This window comes from Xanthomonas sp. NCPPB 1128 (genome assembly GCF_001043115.1).
GTDB lineage: Bacteria > Pseudomonadota > Gammaproteobacteria > Xanthomonadales > Xanthomonadaceae > Xanthomonas_A.
This window is the reverse complement of the sequence record NZ_LFME01000002.1, coordinates 256,346-276,188: the sequence shown is the minus strand read 5'-3', so window position 1 is coordinate 276,188 and position 19,843 is coordinate 256,346. Positions and strand designations below refer to the sequence as shown.

Annotated in this window: 19 protein-coding genes; 8 read left to right on the top strand and 11 right to left on the bottom strand. The window is 71.4% G+C overall.

The genetic code is table 11. From position 1 onward, the window contains the following. Nucleotides 1-91: 91 nt before the first annotated feature. Nucleotides 92-1,489, bottom strand: coding sequence for an FAD/NAD(P)-binding protein (locus tag ACP93_RS03320; protein ID WP_048489389.1), 1,398 nt, complete (start codon nt 1,487-1,489; stop codon nt 92-94). A 351-nt stretch (nt 1,490-1,840) separates the two neighbouring features. Beyond that, nucleotides 1,841-3,811: a glycoside hydrolase family 84 protein gene (locus tag ACP93_RS03315; protein ID WP_053069677.1), complete on the bottom strand. Its 1,971-nt coding sequence runs from the start codon at nt 3,809-3,811 to the stop codon at nt 1,841-1,843. Between the two features lie 315 nt (nt 3,812-4,126). Between ACP93_RS03315 and aroQ the strand changes: the two genes are divergently transcribed. From aroQ to accC, 4 genes are all read left to right on the top strand, one after another. Next, a complete protein-coding gene (gene aroQ / locus ACP93_RS03310; RefSeq protein WP_048489340.1) occupies nt 4,127-4,573 on the top strand; it encodes a type II 3-dehydroquinate dehydratase in 447 nt (148 codons plus the stop codon). Between the two features lie 92 nt (nt 4,574-4,665). Beyond that, nucleotides 4,666-5,148: an acetyl-CoA carboxylase biotin carboxyl carrier protein gene (gene accB / locus ACP93_RS03305; RefSeq protein ID WP_048489339.1), complete on the top strand. Its 483-nt coding sequence runs from the start codon at nt 4,666-4,668 to the stop codon at nt 5,146-5,148. 16 nt (nt 5,149-5,164) lie between these two features. Beyond that, nucleotides 5,165-5,599: a four helix bundle protein gene (locus ACP93_RS03300; protein ID WP_048489338.1), complete on the top strand. Its 435-nt coding sequence runs from the start codon at nt 5,165-5,167 to the stop codon at nt 5,597-5,599. Then, nucleotides 5,589-6,953 carry an acetyl-CoA carboxylase biotin carboxylase subunit gene (accC, locus tag ACP93_RS03295; RefSeq protein ID WP_048489337.1) on the top strand — a complete coding sequence of 455 codons (1,365 nt, stop codon included), beginning with the start codon at nt 5,589-5,591 and terminating at the stop codon, nt 6,951-6,953. Before ACP93_RS03300 ends, accC begins: the two co-directional genes overlap by 11 nt. Before the next feature lie 278 nt (nt 6,954-7,231). Here accC and ACP93_RS03290 read toward each other — a convergent pair whose 3' ends face one another. Continuing rightward, the gene (locus tag ACP93_RS03290; RefSeq protein WP_048489336.1) at nt 7,232-7,585 is read right to left on the bottom strand and encodes a hypothetical protein; all 354 of its coding nucleotides are present in this window, start codon (nt 7,583-7,585) and stop codon (nt 7,232-7,234) included. Beyond that, nucleotides 7,582-8,508 (bottom strand): hypothetical protein, encoded by a 927-nt coding sequence (locus tag ACP93_RS03285; protein WP_048489335.1) that lies wholly within the window; start codon nt 8,506-8,508, stop codon nt 7,582-7,584. The genes ACP93_RS03290 and ACP93_RS03285 overlap by 4 nt, the downstream gene beginning before the upstream one ends. A 579-nt stretch (nt 8,509-9,087) precedes the next feature. Here ACP93_RS03285 and prmA point away from each other — a divergent pair. The 4 genes from prmA (at nt 9,088) to fis (ending at nt 11,983) form a co-directional block, all read left to right on the top strand. Beyond that, nucleotides 9,088-10,008: a 50S ribosomal protein L11 methyltransferase gene (gene prmA / locus ACP93_RS03280; protein ID WP_048489334.1), complete on the top strand. Its 921-nt coding sequence runs from the start codon at nt 9,088-9,090 to the stop codon at nt 10,006-10,008. Between the two features lie 182 nt (nt 10,009-10,190). Further along, nucleotides 10,191-10,568, top strand: a complete 378-nt coding sequence (locus ACP93_RS03275; RefSeq protein ID WP_048489333.1) for a helix-turn-helix transcriptional regulator — start codon at nt 10,191-10,193, stop codon at nt 10,566-10,568. A gap of 339 nt (nt 10,569-10,907) precedes the next feature. Next, nucleotides 10,908-11,594, top strand: a complete 687-nt coding sequence (locus tag ACP93_RS03270) for a DUF3426 domain-containing protein (protein ID WP_228135941.1) — start codon at nt 10,908-10,910, stop codon at nt 11,592-11,594. A gap of 116 nt (nt 11,595-11,710) precedes the next feature. Next, the gene (gene fis, locus ACP93_RS03265) at nt 11,711-11,983 is read left to right on the top strand and encodes a DNA-binding transcriptional regulator Fis (protein WP_010343856.1); all 273 of its coding nucleotides are present in this window, start codon (nt 11,711-11,713) and stop codon (nt 11,981-11,983) included. Between the two features lie 558 nt (nt 11,984-12,541). On the opposite strand, the gene ACP93_RS03260 is transcribed toward fis, so the two are convergent. From ACP93_RS03260 to ACP93_RS03230, 7 genes are read right to left on the bottom strand one after another with little or no spacing between them, the layout of a single operon-like run. Continuing rightward, complete coding sequence (locus tag ACP93_RS03260; protein WP_048489332.1) at nt 12,542-13,516, bottom strand: phosphatidate cytidylyltransferase; 975 nt, start codon at nt 13,514-13,516, stop codon at nt 12,542-12,544. Continuing rightward, on the bottom strand, nt 13,513-14,145 hold the full coding sequence (locus ACP93_RS03255) for a lysophospholipid acyltransferase family protein (protein WP_048489331.1): 633 nt from the start codon (nt 14,143-14,145) through the stop codon (nt 13,513-13,515). The genes ACP93_RS03260 and ACP93_RS03255 overlap by 4 nt, the downstream gene beginning before the upstream one ends. Then, entirely contained in the window at nt 14,142-14,795 is a 654-nt protein-coding gene (locus ACP93_RS03250) for a CDP-alcohol phosphatidyltransferase family protein (RefSeq protein WP_048489330.1), read from the bottom strand. Before ACP93_RS03250 ends, ACP93_RS03255 begins: the two co-directional genes overlap by 4 nt. After that, nucleotides 14,795-16,264, bottom strand: coding sequence for a TIGR04222 domain-containing membrane protein (locus ACP93_RS03245; protein WP_048489386.1), 1,470 nt, complete (start codon nt 16,262-16,264; stop codon nt 14,795-14,797). The genes ACP93_RS03250 and ACP93_RS03245 overlap by 1 nt, the downstream gene beginning before the upstream one ends. Next, complete coding sequence (locus ACP93_RS03240; protein WP_048489329.1) at nt 16,261-16,710, bottom strand: hypothetical protein; 450 nt, start codon at nt 16,708-16,710, stop codon at nt 16,261-16,263. The genes ACP93_RS03245 and ACP93_RS03240 overlap by 4 nt, the downstream gene beginning before the upstream one ends. Next, complete coding sequence (locus ACP93_RS03235) at nt 16,707-18,044, bottom strand: phosphatase PAP2/dual specificity phosphatase family protein (RefSeq protein WP_048489328.1); 1,338 nt, start codon at nt 18,042-18,044, stop codon at nt 16,707-16,709. Before ACP93_RS03235 ends, ACP93_RS03240 begins: the two co-directional genes overlap by 4 nt. Beyond that, nucleotides 18,041-19,795, bottom strand: a complete 1,755-nt coding sequence (locus ACP93_RS03230; protein WP_048489327.1) for a bifunctional alpha/beta hydrolase/class I SAM-dependent methyltransferase — start codon at nt 19,793-19,795, stop codon at nt 18,041-18,043. The genes ACP93_RS03235 and ACP93_RS03230 overlap by 4 nt, the downstream gene beginning before the upstream one ends. Between the last annotated feature and the right edge of the window lie 48 nt (nt 19,796-19,843).

Genomic DNA, 19,843 nt, shown 5'->3' with positions numbered 1-19,843 from the left:
CATTGCACCATCGGAAGCACACCGCTTCGCACGTCGCGGCTGCACGACAGTCGACTCTCAGCAAACCTCCCCACCGCACAGGATCAGCCAGCTAGAACGCCTGCCGCTGCCGCGCTTCGCCAACACCGCCATTCCCGGTCCGCACCTGCGCCAGCGTCGCCAGTTCCTCGGCCAGGCGCTGCGCGGCGGCGCGCAGTTCCGGCACCGCGGTGATCTCCCACAGGCCGCCGCGCAGCAGCGGCCCCAGGCAATACAGGCCGGCGACCGGCTGGCCGCCGGCGTCGCGCACCCGCAGCCGCGGATCGACCGCCAGCCCGAGGCCCAGCGGGTCGGCCTGCAGCAGGCCGGCCTCGCGCAGCGCCGCGACCAGTGGATGGCTGGTGCGGGCGACGTCGGTATCCAGCCCGGTGGCGCGGATCAGCACGTCGAACTGTTCGGTGCGCGCGCCGCGATCGGCGCGGTCGCGGATCACCGCCTCCACGGCGTCCTCGCCCAGGCGCGCGCGCAGCAGGCGCCCGGCACGGATCCGCAATTGCCCCTGCTGCTGCATCTGCGCCAGCGCGGTGGCCGCGGCCGGCGCCAGGCGGTGCCGCGCCACCTCCCAGTACGGCCGCAGGTGGCGCAGGAAGCGCGCGCGCGACGCCGGCGCCAAGCCGCTCCAGAACGGCTGCAGGTGCGGACGCAGCGCATCCACCACGCAGCGCCAATCCTCCACCACCGTGGTCAGCTGGCGCAGGCTGCGCACCAAGCCGCGCAGGTCGTGGCTGCGCAGCGCCTGCGCGACGCCGGGCGGCAAGCTCACCGGTGCGCCCGGCTGCGGCAGGTGCGCCTGCGGCGCCAGGCCGCGCCGCGACAAGGCGGTGATCGCGCCGCGGTGGCCGCGCCGGCGCAGGGTCAGGGCCACGTCGGCCATGGTCAGGCCGGTGCCGACCAGCAGCAGCCGCGCCTGCGGCGGCACCGTGTCGAGCACGCCGTCCTGCCACGGCCAGCCGATGTAGCGCCGGTGCACCGCCAGGCGCGGGCCGATGCCCGGCAGTGCCGCCGGCGGCAGCGCGCCGATCGCCAGCACCACCACGTCGCTGGCGAAGTCCTTGCCGTTGGCCAGGAACACGCGGAAGCCATGCGGATCGCGCTCCAGCGCCACCGCCTCCTGCGCCACCGGCACCACCTCGGTCGTCGAGTCCGCCAGCGCCGCCGCCAGGTGCTGCTCCAGGTACTGGCCATACTGCAGCCGCGGCAGGAACGCCATGCCCTGCGCGGCATCCAGCTGCAGCGCCGCGGCGAACCCGCCCGGGTCCTGCGGATCCACGCCTAGGTCCTTGGCGCGCACGTTCAACAGGTGCTCTGGCCGCGCCGCGCCGTAGGCAATGCCGCGGCCGAAGGTGTCGGCCATGCCGACCAGGGTGATGCGGCTGGCGGTGCCCTGCCGGGCCAGCGCCGCGGCCAGCACGTTGCCGCAGAATCCTGCGCCGATGATCGCGATTCGCATGGCACGCACCTTGGTCGCCCGGGGCGTCCTTTGTGCCCGGGATGCGCCGCGCGGGTGTAAATCGCCGGTTAATGCGTGCGCTGCGCGGCATGGCGATCGGACATCAGCACATGGGCGATGCCCATGAGCGGGCTGGGAGGGCGCTGCCGCTCACCCGTTGGAAGATCGCCGAGACGGCGCCGTGCGCTGCGATCGGTCGCCGATCAAGGGGCCGCGTCGGAACAAGAGAACGCGTGCCGCCGGCACTGGCTCACGCCGCGCTAGCCGCGGTGCCGCTGCATGATGGCCGCGGCGACCGGCCTGTGGCGCCGCGCCTGCGACCTGCGCCGATCCAGATCCGCGCGCCGTGCGCTACCGCGCCGGCGGGCGCTCCACCAAGCCCGGCGCATCGGCGACGAAGGTGTCCAGCACGCCGTCGGCGACCTTGACCGGGCCACCGAAGCGGGTCGCGCCGGGAATGGAGGGGATCGCCGCGGCCTGCGCGGCGAGCTGCCTGGCCGCGGCGAAGGCCTGCCCGGCCGCCGGATCGCCGGCCAGCGACTGGTTCAGCCCGTCCACGCTCAGGCGCAGCGCGCGGCCCCACAGCGCGCTCGCGTCCAGCCACGGCGCCGCCTCGGCCACGAACGCGCCGGTGGTGGCGCCGGCACGGATGCGTTGCGGTGCCGCCGCCAGGTCGTCGGCCGCCCGGCCCAGCGCGGCCAGCGCCGAGGTAAGGGCGGCCGGATCGCCGTCGGCCAGCGCGTCGCGGGTGGCGTCGATCAGCGCCTTGAGCCGCGGCGCCTGCGGCTGCCAGGGCAGATGGCCGAAGGTCGGCGCCAGGTGCTGGGTATCGAAGAAGGTCAGCAACGCGTCGGCCACCTGCGCGTCGCCGCCGGCCAGGTCGCGCGCGGCCGCGCGCCAGGTGCGCTGCGCGTCGTAGCCGCGGTCGTTCCAGGCAAAGGCCAGCACGCCGGCCACCGCCGGCCGGCTGGCTACTTCCTGGTTCATCGGGTTGGCGACGATGCCGCTCAGCTCCGCCGACAGCCCGGCCTGGCGACGGTCGTAGGGCGCCAGCAGCAGGCGCCCCGTGGTTTCGGCGAAATCGTTGACCGGATAGTTGTCCCACAGCAGCGTCTTGCGCCCGAACGCTTTGGTCGCGTTCTTCGCATCGCTCACCGAGATCGACGCCGGAACCACGTCGGTGCCGGTCCACTGCACCACCACGCGCGGATCCAGCGCCTTGCGCAGCGTCGCCTTGTACGGCGATTCGGTGACGTTGAAGTACTCGGTCGGCACCATGATCAGCGCGCCATGGCCGGCCGCCGCAATGTCCGCCTGCACCGCATTGAGCAGCTGCGCCTGGGCGGTGGCCGCGGCCTGCTCGCCGGCGGGGCCGAACGCGGTGGCGTCGCCGGGGCAGTTCCACTTGGTGTATTCGATGTCGTCGAAGGCGATGTAGAAGCTGCGCACGCCGCGCGCGCGCAACGCGGCGAACTTGCGCCGGATCGCCTGCAGATCGGCCGCGTCGCTGTAACAGATCGACGGCCCCGGCGAGAGCGCGTAGACGAAGTTGATGTGCTCGCGATTGGCGACCGCGGCCAGCTTGCCCAGCGCTGCCAGCGTGGCGGCCGGGTACGGCGCGCGCCAGCGATCGCGCGCGAACACGTCGTCCTTGGGGCTGTAGATATAGGTGTTGGCCTTGAACCGCGCCAGGAACGCCAGGTGCGCGGCGCGCTCGGCCATGCTCCAGGGCTTGCCGTAGAAGCCCTCGATCGTGCCGCGCACCGGCATCGCCGGCGCGTCGGTCACCGCCACCGAGGCGATGCGCCCGTGCGCGACCAGTTGCCGGAAGGTCTGCGCCGCGTGGTACAGGCCGTCGCCGTCGCGGCCGGCCAGCACGATCAGCGTGCCGCCGCCGCGGGCCATGCTGCCGAGCGCATAGCCTTCCGCGCGCTCCGGCACGTCCAGGTCGACGGCGGCCAGCGCGTCACGCACCGGCGCCGCATCGACGGTGCCGAGCACCACCGACACCGCCTGCGGGTCGCGCGGCAACGCGCTGGCACGGCGGATGCGGGAAACGCCGGCATCGCGCAGCACCGCACGCACCAGCGCCTCGGTGGCCGGATCGGGCGTGCCGGCCTGCACCAGCACCACCGACGGCCCCAGCGGCAATTCCGGCCCGAGCAGGCGCAGCGCGGTCGGCGCCGGGTACACCGCCGGCAGCGTCGCCGGCGCCGCAGCCAGTGCGGGGCCGGCGCTCGCGCTGGCCAGCAGCGCCAGCAGCGCCAGCAGCGCCAGGATGGAGCGGCCAAGGCCGCAACGGCCAGCACGGTCGGTTCGCATACGCCCACTCCCTGATTGGTATTTCAGTGATTTGCGAATGGTATATACCACTTCCAGCCACACCGATGCGCAGCGCCGCTGCAATACCGCCGTCCCATGCTGCGGCGACACTTGCATGGTCGGCACAAGGTGCGACATAACCGCAGCCGGAGGCGCGTGCGTGTTCCGCGCCATCGCGGCCTGCCATCCCCGCTCAGACCGGCCGTACACCGGCGGCAAAATCAAACATTTGTTTAAAACACCCGCAACTTCGCCGAACTGGACAGCAATGCCGGCTTCGCGCAGACTGCCGCCCTTTCCGCTGCTTTGTTTCCGATGGCGCGATTGCTGCTGCTGCACGGCCCCAACCTCAACCTGCTCGGCACCCGCGAGCCGGGCGTGTACGGCCATGCCACCCTGGCGCAGATCGATGCGGCGCTGCTGGCCCAGGCCAGCGCCGCCGGCCACGCGCTGGAGAGCCTGCAGTCCAACGCCGAGCACGTGCTGGTGGACCGGGTGCAGGCCGCGCGCGGCGACGGCACCGCCTTCATCCTGATCAACCCGGCGGCCTTCACCCACACTTCGGTGGCGCTGCGCGAGGCGCTGGCGGCGGTGGCGATCCCGTTCATCGAGATCCACCTGTCCAACCCGCACCGCCGCGAGCCGTTCCGCCACCACAGCTACTTCAGCGACCACGCGGTCGGCGTGGTGTGCGGTTTCGGCGCCGACAGCTACCGCTATGCGATGGACGCGGCACTGACCCGGCTGGGAGCGGCCGCATGAGCCGCGCCCAGGCCCGACCGGCACCGCACACCCCCGTCTGAGTCCCCGGGCCGCGCGCCCGGTCTTTTTCAAAGTCACCTCACGAGGCCGTTATGGATCTCCGCAAAATCAAGAAACTGATCGACCTGCTGGAAGAATCGAATCTCGCCGAGATCGAGATCAAGGAAGGCGAGGAAAGCGTGCGCCTGGCCCGCACCCCCAAGGGCATGACCGCCAGCGCGCCGCAGTACGTGGCTGCCGCCCCCGCGGCTGCGCCGGCCGCGGCCGCGCCGATGCCGATGAGCTCGCCCACCGAGGCCTCCACCGGCGGCAGCGCCAAGCCCGGCAACGCCCTGCCCGAGGGCCACGTGCTGCGCGCGCCGATGGTCGGCACCTTCTACACCTCGCCGTCGCCGGACAAGCCCGCCTTCGTCAGCGTCGGCCAGACGGTCAAGGCCGGCGAGACCCTGGCGATCATCGAGGCGATGAAGATGTTCAACCCGATCGAAGCCGACGTCTCCGGCACCATCGTCGCGATCCTGGGCGAAAGCGGCCAGCCGGTGGAGTTTGATCAGCCGTTGTTTGTGATTCAGTAGCCGGGATTAGGGATTCGTGATTCGGGATTCGCAACAGCGGCCGCACGAGCGCCTGGACGTCTGGCGCGATGCGATGACGCTGGTCGAATCGATCTACCGGATCACCGAACACTTCCCCGACTCCGAGCGTTTCGGACTCATCGCGCAGATGCGCCGAGCAGCCGTCAGTGTTCCCTCCAACATTGCCGAGGGGGCGGCCCGCAGATCCACCGCGGAGTACCTGCGCTTCCTGTCGATGGCCCGTGGCTCGCTGTCGGAACTGGATACCCAGACCCAGCTCGCCGTGAGGCTTGGTTTCAGCGGCGCAGACGCCTCGCTGGCCGCGCTGCTCGATCGTGTTTTTTCCCGACTCAACGCCCTGATTCGTTCGCTGGACAACGCCCACTCCATCCGGGAGGACGTTGCCCCCTACGAATCCCCAATCTCGAATCCCGAATCCCATGCTCGATAAAGTCGTCATCGCCAATCGCGGCGAAATCGCGCTGCGCATCCTGCGCGCGTGCCATACGCTCGGCATCCGCACGGTCGCGGTGCATTCCACCGTGGACCGCAACCTCAAGCACGTGGCCATGGCCGACGAGTCGGTGTGCATCGGCCCGGCGCCCTCTTCGGAGAGCTACCTCAACATCCCGGCGCTGATCGCCGCGGCCGAGGTCACCGATGCCCAGGCCATCCACCCCGGCTACGGTTTCCTGTCGGAGAACGCCGACTTCGCCGAGCGCGTGGAGCAGTCCGGCTTCATCTTCATCGGGCCCAAGGCCGACACCATCCGCCTGATGGGCGACAAGGTCGAGGCGATCCGCGCGATGAAGGCCGCCGGCGTGCCGTGCGTGCCCGGCTCGGGCGGCCCGCTGGGCGAGGACATCGTCGCCAACACCAAGATCGCCCGCGAGATCGGCTATCCGGTGATCATCAAGGCCGCCGGCGGCGGCGGCGGCCGCGGCATGCGCGTGGTGCATTCGGAGGCCGCGCTGAAGGCCGCGATCGAGACCACCAAGTCCGAGGCCAAGGCCGCCTTCAGCAACGACCAGGTGTACATGGAGAAGTTCCTGGAGAATCCGCGCCACGTGGAGATCCAGGTGCTGGCCGACGGCCAGGGCAACGCCATCCACCTGGGCGAGCGCGACTGCTCGATGCAGCGCCGCCACCAGAAGGTGGTGGAGGAAGCGCCGGCGCCGGGCATCACCGAGGAACTGCGCAACGAGATCGGCAAGGTCTGCGTGGACGCCTGCATCCGCATCGGCTACCGCGGCGCCGGCACCTTCGAGTTCCTGTTCGAGAACGGCCGCTTCTACTTCATCGAAATGAACACGCGTATCCAGGTGGAGCACCCGGTCACCGAGCGCATCACCGGCATCGACCTGGTCTGCGAGCAGCTGCGCATCGCCGCCGGGCACAAGCTCAGCATCAAGCAGAAGGACATCGTGCTGCGCGGCCATGCGATCGAGTGCCGCATCAACGCCGAGGACCCGGAAACCTTCATGCCCAACCCGGGCCTGATCACCGGCTTCCACCCGCCCGGCGGCCCCGGCGTGCGCGTGGACACGCACATCTACAGCGGCTACAAGGTGCCGCCGAACTACGACTCGATGATCGGCAAGCTGATCGTGCACGGCCCCGACCGCGAGACCGCGATCGCGCGCATGCGCGTGGCGCTGAGCGAGATGGTGGTGGACGGCATCAAGACCAACATCCCGCTGCAGCAGCGGATCATGCGCGACAAGGGCTTCCAGGCCGGCGGCCAGAACATCCACTACCTGGAAAAGCGCCTGGCCGAACGCAAGAACAAGTCGATTGCGTTGTAGGAACGGCTGGGATTCGGGAGTCGGGATTTGGGATTGGCAAGACGCGGCACCGGCGCAGGCTGGCGCCAAACGTGCTGATGAAAAAGCGCCACTCCATCCGGAGTGGCGCGATCGGCGCACGCCGTCCGTGGTGTCGTAGGAGCGGCTTCAGCCGCGACCGGTTGCCTGTGAGGCGTCGCGGCTGAAGCCGCTCCTACGGCAGCCAGCAGCATCGCAGCGGGCTGGCACACGCGCAGCCCACCATTCCCGAATCCCCCATCCCCAATGCCGAATCCCGGCTACTTCGTCTGCGTCCCCGCCACCGGCTCCACGCCCAGGCTCGAGGTCGGGCTGACGATCATCACCGTCTCGGTGGAGCCGTCCGGCCAGACGATCTGGAAGGTGCTGCCCGGGGCCAGGGTGGAGAACGGCATGCCGCTGTTGGCGCGATAGATCGCCGCCACCTGCGCGGCGCCGGCACGGCGCACGTCGGGCGCCGAATGCGCCGTGGTCAGTTCGACCTTGGACAGGCCGCGGTAGCGCTGTTCGGCGGTGTCGATCAGCAGCAGGCCCGCCGCCGCCGCCGAGTAGGCGACGAAGGCCAGGACCCAGAACCAGAATTTGGCGCCGTGCAGCCATCGCCGGTAATTCATGAGCCTGCTCCCGTGGTGTCCACCAGTCGGTTGACCATGTCGTTCATCGTGTCCGTGCCTTGCCGCGGGACCGCGGCGTCGTAAACAAAACTGCTGAAATCCTGGGTGGGGTCGCGCGAGCAGATCCCGCCGTTGGCGCAATAGCGGGTCATCAACTCGCTGTCCGGGCCGCAATCCAATCCCAGCCTGCAGGCGGCCAGCTGCCAGGCCAATTCGGAAAACTGGGTACCGGCCACGCCGCCGTCCATGCCATCGTCGCCGCTGGCGGCCAGGCCCATCGCCGGCGCCAGCGCCACGTAGGCGTCGGGATCGCCCGAGGCGCGCACCCGTGCGACCAGATCGCGCTTGTACTCGGCACCGGCATGCAACGGCTGGCCCAGCGCCAGCAGCGCCGCTAGGGCGGCCAGGTTGCCGCCGCGCGCGGCCTGCACGCGCTGGGCGACGATGGCCTGGCGGGTCAGGCCGTCGCCGGGCACGAAACCGGCGCAACGGCGGCCGACGCGGGCACGCGCCTGTACCATCTGCGCCGACGTCGGCAGGCGCGCGTCGGCGATCGCGCGGGTGTCGGCGCCGTAGCCGACCGGGTCCATCGCATAGCCGGCGCAATAGTCGTAGATGCGGCTGAGCCGCCAGGACGCCTCGGGGTCGCCGTGCGCGGCGGCGATCGACAGTTGCTGCGCGGCACGGTAGAGATCGGCGCCGTGTTCGCCCTCTGCATCCCCACGCGGGCGCATCGGCGTCGACGTCGGGATCGGCAGAGGAATCGGCGCGGCGGGCGCAGGGGCGGTGCCGGCCGCCACCGCGGTCGTTGCCGCGGGCGCCGCCGGTGCCGCCGGCAGCGACAGCGCGCGATAGGCGACCACGCCCAGCAACAGCGCGGCGGGCGCCAGCAACAGCCAGGTTGGACGGGACACGACAGGCATGCGCGAGAGAGCCGGACAACGGGCAGAAGCGCAGCCGGACCCCCTGTCGCCCGGCCGCTGCGAGCCGGCAGTCTACCCCAGGCCGCGGCCGTGGCATGCGCCAAGTGCATGCCCCGGCATCGACGCACGGATGCGCGGAGCGGCGGCACGGACGAACGGCACGGCGCGATGGGCGGCGCGGCACCCAGTCGCAGCGCGGGTCCTGGCCTCTCAGCGCCTAGACGCCTTGCCGGGCCTTTCAGCCGGGCGCCGCGGGCCGGCTCCGCGTTGATCCGGCCTCATCGCTCCCGTGGCGTGACGCGCGGCAGCCCTTTCGGCTGTCCAGCGCCACCCGAGCGGCGATGCGACCGGACCCGATGGCGATCGCGCACCCGCCGGTCCCCAGGCGAACGGCCGGCGCCAGCGCGACACCACGCACCGCCGTCGCGCAGTCGCAGGCCGAACGCCGCTGGTCGGTCGTCGGTCGGTCGTCACCCGCCGACACGCACGCCCCACCCCGCTACGCTGGCCGGGCAACCTCCAGCGCAACGTCCGCCGCCCGTCTAAGATGCGCGCTTCCCCTCATTGCCCCACCGACCGATGCCGTTCCTCGAACTGACCCTGCGCTGCACCGATGCCACACAGCCCCGCTACGAGACTGCGCTGGAGGATGTCGGCGCGCTGGCGGTGACCCTGCTCGATGCCGACGCCGACACCAGCAACGAACGCGCGATCCTGGAACCGGGCGTGGGCGAGACCCCGCTGTGGGGCACGCTGGTGCTCACCGCCCTGTTCCCCGAAGAACAGGACGCGCTGGTGCTGCTGGCCGCGCTGGAGGCGTTCGATCCCGGACTGGACTGGACCCAGGCCACGTTCCGCAAGGTCGACGACCAGGATTGGGAGCGGGCCTGGCTGGACCAGTTCCAGCCGATGCGCTTCGGCGAACGCACCTTCATCGTGCCGTGGAACCACGACCTGCCGGAGGAGGCCAGCGGCGCCGACGCCGCGGTGGTGCGCCTGGACCCGGGCCTGGCGTTCGGCTCCGGCACCCACCCGACCACCGCGCTGTGCCTGCGCTGGCTGGACGCGCTGGCCACCGATGGCGTCCTGGCGCAGGCGCGCGTGCTCGATTTCGGCTGCGGCTCGGGGATCCTGGCGCTGGCCGCGCTGAAGCTGGGCGCCGCCGCCGCGGTGGGCGTGGACAACGATCCGCAGGCGCTGCTGGCCAGCCACGACAACGCCGAGCGCAACGCCGTGGGCGAGCGCCTGGCGGTGTACCTGCCTGCCGACGAACCAGCGGCCACCTATCCGGTGGTGGTGGCCAACATCCTCGCCTCGGCGCTGGACGCGCTGGCGCCGACCCTGGCCGCGCGCGTGGCGCCGGGCGGGCGCATCGCCCTGTCCGGCATCCTGCACGGCCAGGAACAGGAGCTGCTGCAGCGTTATGCGCCGTGGTTCACCGAGCTGCGCACCGAACAGGACGGCGACTGGATGCGCATCGACGGCGTGCGCCGCGACTGAACCGGGGCGCGGTCGCGCCGGGAGCGCCTCACCCACGGCATGCCAGGCCAGCACGATTCGCGCCGAGGCGGACCGGCCCAACATGAATCGACAGTATTTCTAACATTTCACCGATAGATAGCGATACGAACCAACCGCCACGGCCGGCGCGGCTATATCTCGCCTCCCCTGCGGAGGTGCGTGTGAACAGCAAGCTGTACGAACGGGTGCGCGAAGCGCGCAAGCTCACCGGCCTGACCCAGGAGGCCCTGGCGCTGGACCTGGGCGTGACCCGCAGCGCCGTGGCGCAGTGGGAAATGGCCGAAGGCACCGCACCGGCCGTGGAGCACCTGATCGCCCTGGCCCGCCGCAGCGGGCTGAGCTTCGAGTACCTGGCCACCGGCCGCGGCGAGCGCGTGTTCGGCGAACCGATCGCGGTGGACGCCGCCGCCATCGGCGAGTTGCCCAACCAGTACCAGTTCACCGACCAGCAACTGCGCCTGCTGGAGCGCTTCGAAAGCCTGAGCCCACGCCAGCGCGCCGGCCTGCTGGACCTGCTCGACACCCGCAAGTCGCGCTGAGCACGCTGGGGGATACTCGCTCGGTCACGCCTCTAGCGCTGACAAAAGCCACGATCCACCGGGAGCGCGCTGCAGATCCGGCCGGCGCATGCTTGAATACGGCTCTCGCCGTCGTCGCCCGCGCGCATGCCCGATCGCACTCCGCCCCGCCCCAGCCTCGCCACCTTGTTGCGTCAGCCCGATCCGGCCGCCTCGCGGGACGAGACGCCGGTCGCGCCGGCAGCGGGCGACGATGCGCCAGCAGCCGCGGCGCCGCTGGCCGACACCGCAGCGCCGCCCGTAGCGCCCGTAGCGCCCTTAGCGCCCTTAGCGCCGAGCGTCTCGCCAGCGTCTGCGAACGTGAAGCCGATCGAGACCGAGGCCACCACCGAAGCCGAAGCGCCCCACGCCATGCCTGACGCGGGCGACTCGGAGGCGCTGCCACCAGCGCCCGCATCGGCGACAGACCCCGTACTGGCACCGGCCGCGGCCGCGACACCCGCTACCGCCCCCACCGCGCCTGCCGCCGCCGCCGCGCCGAGCTTCCTGCATGGCTCACGCACGCGCCGCCCGGTGCTGCGTGCCGCACCGTGGCAGTGGATCGCGCTGCTTGGGCTGGGCCTGCTGCTGGCGTTGCAGATCCTGATCGCCGATCGCCAGCGCCTGGGCGCCGACCCGCGCTGGCGGCCGTGGGTGGCCGGGGTCTGCCAGGTCCTGCGCTGCAGCGTGCCGGCCTGGCGCGAGCCGGCCGCCTTCACCATGCTCAGCCGCGAGGTGCGGCCGCTGCCCGGCCATGCCGGCACCCTGCAGGTGCAGGCGACCTTCCGCAACGATGCGCGCTGGGCGCAGGCCTGGCCGCTGCTGCAACTGTCGCTGGCCGACACCGACGGCCGCACCATCGGCAGCCGCGTGCTGCGCCCGCAGGAGTACCTGGGCCGCTCACGCCCGGACAGCGCCACACTTGCGCCGGGACAGAGCGCACAGATCGCGTTCCAGGTGCGCGAACCGGCCGCCGAGACTGCGGCATTCAGTTTCGACTTCCACTGAGAACGCTGCGTTCGGGCACTCCGCCATGGCAGCGGCGCAGGCCACGCGCTAGACTCGTCCCCCCGCGTCGGCCCTCCTGCCGTCCGGCGCCGCTGTCATCCGGGGATCCGTCGAACTTGAACGCCGCCACCACTCGTCCTGACTCCAGTCGCGGCGCGCCGAAGCCGCCCCTGCGCGAACACGTGGCGCAATCGGTTCGCCGCTACCTGCGCGACCTCGACGGCTGCGACGCCGACGACGTGTACGAGATCGTGCTGCGCGAGATGGAGATCCCGTTGTTCGTGGAAGTGCTGAACCATTGCGAAGGCAACCAGAGCCGCGCCGCTGCGCTGCTGGGCATCCACCGCGCCACCCTGCGCAAGAAGCTCAAGGAATATGGGCTGGCTTGAGTGAGGGCCGGGATTCGGGATTGGGGATTCGGGATGACCAGCCTGCGGCTGGTGAAGCCGGGATTCGGGATTGCAGCAGGCTGTGCTGCATGACGTGAGTGGCAAGCGATCCGACACAGCACGCGATCCTGCTTGTAATCGCTGCGCATCGCCCTCGTAGGAGCGGCTTCAGCCGCGACGCCTGAAATCCACCAGACGATAGCGAACGCACTACCGCGGCGAAGAAACCACCGAACGCCGAAGCGCATGCCTCGCCATTGTGGGAGGGGCTTCAGCCCCGACGCGACACTGGCTGCAGCACCAGAGCTGCAGCCCTACTACAACGAATCCGACGCCACACCATCGCGACAAAGCGCGACCGCATCACTCAACTTCCATCGCCGGCCAGACGAACGGCTGTGGGTATCCGAAAGCAATTCTTGCCCTCTTGTTGCGCGATTAGCGCCGACGCGCGATCGGGAAAGCATCGCGGCTGAAGCCGCTCCTACGCAGCCGCAACACTCTCACCGCGCGACGCTCCAGCGAATCCCAAATCCCACCATCCCCAATCCCAGCCTCTCACACCCACCCATAGCGGATCAGGTGGAAGAACACCGGCGCCGCAAAACACACCGAGTCCAAGCGATCGAGCACGCCGCCGTGGCCTTCGATCATGTGGCCCCAGTCCTTGATGCCGCGGTCGCGCTTGATCGCCGACATCACCAGGCCGCCGAAGAAGCCCATCAGGTTGGCGACCAGCGCCAGCGCGAACGCCTGCTGCGGCGAGAACGGGGTGATCCACCACAGCGCCGCGCCGAGCAGGCTGGCCGAGAGGATGCCGCCGACGAAGCCTTCCACGGTCTTGGACGGCGACAACTTCGGCGCGATCAGGTGCCGGCCGAGCAGCTTGCCCCACACGTACTGCAGCACGTCCGAGGACTGCACCACGATCACCAGGAACGCGAACAGCAGCAGGTTGCGGTCCTCGTAGCCGGGAATGCGCAGGTTCAACAGCGCCGGCACGTGCGAGATGCAGAACACGCAGATCATCAGCCCCCACTGCACCTTGGCGGTACGCTCCAGGTAGCGCGTGGTGTCGCCGCCGATGGTCGCCAGGATCGGCAGCACCAGGAACGCATAGACCGGGATCAGCAGCGTGTACAGGCCGTACCAGTCGCTCCACACCAGCCAGTACTGCCACGGCAGCACCACGTAGAACGCGGCCAGCAGCGCGTAGTAGTCGCCGCGCCGGGTCGGGGTGAGGGTGATGAACTCGCGCAGCGCGAACAGCGACACCAGCGCGAACAGCACGATCACGCCCAACCGGCCGAAGGCGAACGCCAGCGCCACCACCGCGGCCATCACCCACCAGGCGCGGATCCGCGCCACCAGGTTGTCCAGCACTGCGCTGGGCCGTCCGCGCGCACGCCAGCGCAGGGTCTCGGCGATCAGCGTGGCCACGATCAGCACCGTGGCGATGCCCAGGAACAACCACACCGTCTGCTGCCGCAGCGAGGACTGCTGCAGGTGTTCGCTCAAGGCGATCGGATTCATCGGGCCGCCTCCGCCTGCTCCGGCGCGAGGGCCAGCAAGGCCGCACGCGCGCGATCGAGGAAGGCCTGCTTGTCCTCGCCGGCATCCAGCCGCAGCGGCTCGCCGAAGGTGGTGGTGCACAGCAGCGGCAGCGGCAGCCACATGCCCTTGGGCATCACCCGCTTGAGGTTGTCGATCCACACCGGCACGAATTCCAGTTCCGGACGCTGCCGCGCCAGGTGATAGAGACCGCTCTTGAACGGCAGCAGGCCGTCCTCGGTGTTGCGCGTGCCTTCCGGAAACAGGATCAGCGAACCGCCGGCGTCGACCGCCTCGCACAGGCAGGCGATCGGATCGCGTTGGCGCTGTTGCGGGTCGCGCTCGATCAGCACGCCGTTGAACACCGCGTGGATCAGGTAGCGGCGCAACGCGTCGCGCTGCCAGTAGTCGGCCGCCGCCACCGGCCGCACCTCGCGCCGCAGCGATGCCGGCAGCGACGACCAGATCAGCACGAAATCGCCGTGGCTGGCGTGGTTGCCGTAGTACACCCGGCGCTCGCTGGATGGCATGCAGCCGCGCCACAACGCACGCGCACCGGTGAGCAAACGGATCGCGGCACTGCAGCCGCGGGCGATCAGGCGGGCGATCATTTCCACTCCAGTTCGCGCACGATAGCGCGCACGCGGATCACGATGGTCAGGGCGGCGGCGGCGATCAGCAGCGCCAGCGCCACGGCAAGAATCATGTAGGCCAGTGTGGCGTGCTGCAGCAGCAGCGCCGCGGCCGCCAGCAGTGCGCCCAGCGACAACCAATGCATGCGTTGCACGCGCGCCATCGGACCCTGCAACGGTTCGCGCACCGCGCAGGCCAGGCCGAGCATGCGCACGTAGGCGGTGCCCACGCACAGCAAGGCGGCGGCCCAGCCCGGTTCCGCGCCGATGCCCAGCACCGGCTGCAGGCGGTAGCCCACGCCCAGGCACACCGCCACGTCCGACAACCGGTCCGGCGCCTCGTTGTACACCGTGCCGGCACGGCCGATCAGCTGCGCCTGATGCGCCAACAGCCCGTCCAGGCGGTTGCACAACAGCCGCGCCTGCAGCGCCAGCGCCGCCAGCACCAGCAGCGCGGCGGCATGGGCCGGCGGCTCGCGCCAGGCCAGGGCGAACATCAGCGCCGCCAGCACCGCGCAGGCCAATCCGGCCCAGGACACGCCGTTGGGCGTGGCCCCGCACTCACGCAACGCCAGCGCCAGGCGAACGCGCCACTGCGCACGCCGGGCCTGCCAGGTCGAACCGGCCATCAGTCGCCGCCTCCACACCCGCCGCAGCCACCGCCGCCGCAACTGCTGCCGCCAGCGCTGCTGCCACCGTCGCCACCGCAGTTGCTGGTCGAACAGCTACCGCCGCGGCCGTTGGGCGCCGGCGCGCGCAAGGCATGGTAGTCCGCCCAGGGCGTGGTCATCAGGACGCTGGTGCCAGCCAGGGCCAGCGGCAGCGCCAGATGCGAACCGGGCGCCAGCGAGGGCGCGGCGACGCCGTCGCGCCAGGCCGCCTCGCGCTCGGCCAGCAGCGCGTCGCCGGCGACGCTGCGCCGCGGCGGCGTGAGCAGGAAGCCGAGCGCAACCACCGTGACCACCACCATCGCCGCCACCAGGAAACCGATCGGGCGCTGCAACTGCAGGCCAATGCGCAACTTCATCAAGCCCAGGGTCCACAGCGCCAGCAACGGCGCGGCGCCGAACAGGCGTGCGCACAGCGCCTGTCCGTGGCCCAGCCACAGCCCCTTCGCGACCAGTACCCGGCGCAGTGGCGCGGCGTCGCGCTGCAACGCCGCCAGCGCCTGCTGCAGGATCGGATGCGCGCGCACGATCGCCAGCGCGCGCTGCAGCGCCGGCGGTGCCGCGACACTGGTGAGCCGCAGCCGCGCGTGGCGGCGCACGTGCGGCTCGGCCTCCAGACGCACCCCGCCCGCCGCCAGCAGCAAGGCCAGTTGTTGGTCGGCAACGCGCTCGCTGCCGCCGGCCAGATAGGCCAGTTCGGTGGCGTCCAGTGGCGTATCGAGCGCCGCGCGGCGCAGTCCGCGCACGGCCAGGCGCAGGCGCGCGCCCAGGCTCCAGGCCAGGCCGATGCCGGCCAGGAACAGCAGCAGGAACGGCGGTCCGGGCCAGTGCAGCGGCGCAAGCGGGCCGTGGCGCTGCCACAGCACCGCGAACAGCAGCGCCATGCCCAGCATCCAGCCCCACAGGGCGATGCCGCCGCGCGCGGGCGCGACACGGCGCGTGCGTGCCTGGCGGGTCGCCGGCGCGGGTGGCCGCGTACCGGCCGGCGCCGGCCAACACGCCACCGGCGGTTCGCCGAAGTAGTGCCGGTAGTGCGCCAGGGTGGCGCGGTACTGCGCCTGGAAGCGCGTGGCGTCGGCCGGGTCGCCGCGCCCGGGATGGTGGTGCAGCGTGCGGCGCAGGACCTGCGGACAGAACCGCTGCCAGTACTCGCGCGTATCGGTGAGGTGCGCATGCCAGGCCTGGTCGACCAGCGGACTCGGCGTGATCTCCTCGCCGGCGACGCAGGCCAGGAAGCAGAAGCGCCGGTATTCCTCGACCAGTTGCGCGGCCAGCGCCAGGGAGACGCCGGCCTCCTCGGCGACGCGGCGCTCGAACGCCGGCAGCGCTGCCTCGCCTTCGCCGAAGCCATCGGCCTGCAGACGCTGCCACAGCGCTGCGTGATCGGGATCGATCGCGGTCGGCAACAACGGCGTGGATGCTCGCGTCATTGCGGTGCCAACCAGCCGGTTGGCGCCGTGCACAGCGCAAGCACCAAGGCCAGCACCTGCAGGGCGAAACAGGCCAACTGCCGCCGCAGCAGGCGCCGCATGCCCTGCCAGCGCGCCAACCAGTCGCGCGGCGGCGGCAGCGTGCGCAGCAGGCCCAAGCGCTGCAGGGCCGCGTCCAGGTCGGCACCGGCGCGCTGCAGGTCCGGCTCGGCCAGCACCGCCTCGAGCAGCGCCACGTCCAGACCCACCCGCGCCGCCCAGTAGCGCTGCAACAGGCCGGCCAACGCGGCGACGCCGCACCAGACCACCGCGAGCAGCGCGCCGCCGCCGGCATACCACGCCGCCAGCGCCACCGTCACCGCGAGCAGCAGCAGCGACAGCCGATCCAGCGGCGCCACCTGACGCAGCACCGCCGCCATCGCGCGCAGTTCCAGCGGCGTGCTCATGCCGGCAGCTCCTGCGCCTGCAGCGGCGCTGGTGGTGCCGTGCAGGCGGCGGCGATGGCGGCACGCTGCGCCGGCCCCAGCACGATCCGCGGCGCGCGTGCCCGCAGCTGCGCCAGTGCGTCGTCCAGCGTGGCGGCACGGCCGCTGTGCAGCAGCCAGGTGGCGACCGCGGCGGCGCTGCGCGAATACCCCAGCGCACAACAGGCCAGCACCGGGCCGTGCACGCGCGCCGTTTCGATCGCGTCGGCGGCGGCGCGCAAGGCCATGGCCGGCGGCGCCACCAGGTCCAGCATCGGCACCACGCGATCGTGCGCCTGCGCCTCGCGTAACGACAGCTCCGCACTGACATCGACCACCGCGGCGAAGCGCGTGCGTTCGCCGCGGCCGGGCATGCGCCCGAGCCAGACCCCGTCGGCGATTTCGCGCGGCGCCGGATCGCGCCAGGTCCACGCGCGCGAGTTGAGCCAGGCGGCAGCCAGGTACGGCGCGTACAGCCAGCGCGCGGCCAGGCTCAGGCGGCCGTCGGCGCGCTTCTGCAGGCCCAGCGGGCCGAGCAGCGCATAAGTGAGCGCGACCAGCAGCAGCGACAGCGCCGGCCACAGCAGCCACCAGCCGGCGCCGCCGAGCGCGCGTGCGGCCGCCACGCAGGCCGCGCTGCCAAGCAGGTACAGCGCAGCCAGGCGCCAGCGCCGCGGATCGCGCGCCGGTGCCGCCGCCCGCCACGGCGCGGCGATGCGCTCCGGCCACAGCCACACGCACAACCAGCCGGCGGCCAGGCCGGTGGGCACGTCGAGGAAGTGATGCTGGTAGGTGGTCAGCACCGACAGCCCGATCAGCGCGAACCAACCGTGCAGGGCCCACCGCGCCAGCCCGTGCAGGTGCTGCGCATAGCGCACCCACAGCACCACCAGCAGCACGATGTGCAGCGACGGCGCCTGGTTGAACGGCTTGTCGAAGCCCAGCAGCACCGCGAACAGCCAGCCGAACACGCCCTCGGTCGGCGGCCGTTCGAAACCGAAGCGCAGCGGCCACAGCAGGAAGCAACTCACCGCCAGCACCTGCGCGGTGAGCAGGCGCCGCGCATGCGTGTCCAGTTCGGCACGCGTGCGGCAGACGAAGAACGAGATCACGTAGAACAGGTCGATCGACCAATACGGCACGATGGTCCACGGCCAGAACGGGATCTGGCTTTCCCAGGCGAACGGCAGCGACGGCACCTCCGCGCGACGCGCGGCCAGCGTGTTGGCCAGGCCGTAGCTGAGGAAGAAGAACGGCCCCAGCAGCGCCAGCCAGGCCAGCGCACGCCGCCACGGCCGTGCGACCGCCATGCTCATGGCGCGATCCGCTGCGCCAGCGACACGGTGAAGATGCCCCACTCGTCGATGCGCTGCTCGAGCTTGCGGAAGCCGGCCGCGCGCACCAGTTCGTCCATCTCCTGCTGGGTGCGCCGGCGCATCACCCAGGCCGCACCGCCGCGGTGGCTGGTCAGCGCGCGGGCGATGAACTCCAGCTGCGGATGCCAGGGCTGGCCGGTGTAGGCCAGGTAGCCGCCCGGCTCCACCGCCGCGGCCACGCCCTGCAGCGAGCGCAGCACCTGGTCGTTGTCCGGGAACAGTTCGTACAGGCCCGACACCACTGCCAGCGTCGGCCGCGGCTGCAACGCGGCCAGCGCGTCGCGGTCGAAGGCGTCGCCCTGTTCGAAGCGGGCGATGTCGGTGGCGCCGAGCGTGGCGATCAGTGCGCGGCCTTGCTCCACATTCAGAGGGCTGAAATCGCGCAGCAGGATCGCGTCGGCGCGCTGGCTGCCGCCGGCCAGCGCTTCCAGCACATAGCGGCCGTGACCGGCGGCGATGTCCAGCGCGCGCACCGGCAGGCCGGCGGCGCGCAGCCGCTGCATCGCCAGGCCCAGCAGTTCGTGCAGATGCTGGCGGCGCACGCGGATGCCGCGCCAGCCGATCGCATCCAGGTAGTTGCGATCGATCATCCGCCCCAGCGGGCCACGCCCGGCGGCCTGGTCGCGATAGATGTAGTCCAGCGTGCTGCCGGAATCGAAGCCGGTCTGCAGGCCCAGGGCGATGCCCTCGGACAGCCGCCCACCCAGGCGCAGGCCGGCGCGCACACCGCGCCAGCGCAGGTCGTGCAGGCTGTAGCGCTCCGGCGGCCAGGCCAGGCGTTCGGCTTCCTCGAAGGTCGGGCCATGCCGGTGCGCCTGCAACAGGCTGGGCAGCGCCGGCGCGGCGGCAAAGCGCTCGCGCACGAAGCGGCGGAGTTGCGCCAGCGCCGGCGCGCGGTCGCGCTCGCCCAGGGTGTCGTGGAAGAAACCGGGCAGCAGGTGGCGCTCCTTCACTGGCGAGGACAGGCGCTCGTAGAAGCGGTCCTGCGGGCCGCGGTGCACCACGAAATCGCTGCCGGACACCAGCAACTGCACCGGCACGGTGATCGCCTGCGCATCGCCGACCACGCGGTCGGCCGCCGCGTACAGGCCCAGCAGCACGCGCACCGAGATCGGCCGGGTGATCAGCGGATCGTTGCGGTAGCTCTCGACCCGCGCCGGGTCGTGGGTCAGCCACTGCGGCTTGACGTAGCTGTTGACGAAGAAGTTGCCGCGCAGCTTCTGCAGCAAGGCCAGCCCGGGCCGCGCGAACGGCACGTACAACTTGACCTTGAACGCCGGCGAGGCCAGCACCAGCGCGCGCAGCGGCGGCGCGTAGTCGTGCACCCAGGTGCTGGCGACCACCGCACCCACGCTCTGCGCCACCACCACGATGTCCTGCACGGCGATGCCGTGGACTTCGCCGATGTGCGCGACGAAGCGGTCGAGGTCGCGCACCAGTGCCGGGAAGCCGGGCGCATCGCCACGTGCGCCGGGCGAGCGGCCGTTGCCGCGCGCATCCCAGGCGAACACCGCGCAGTCGTCCAGGCCCAGCTCCTCGGCCAGGTGCATGACCCGCCCGGAATGCTCGTGGCCGCGGTGCAGCAGCACGATCGCCCTGGGCGGCGCCACCGGCGCGGTAGCCGGCCAATGCCGGTAGAACAGCCGTGTGCCGTCGAAACTGGCGAATTCGCTTTCGTTGACCTGCCGCATCCGTTGCCGATTCCCTGTCTGACCTGACATCACTCGTGATTCGATCCG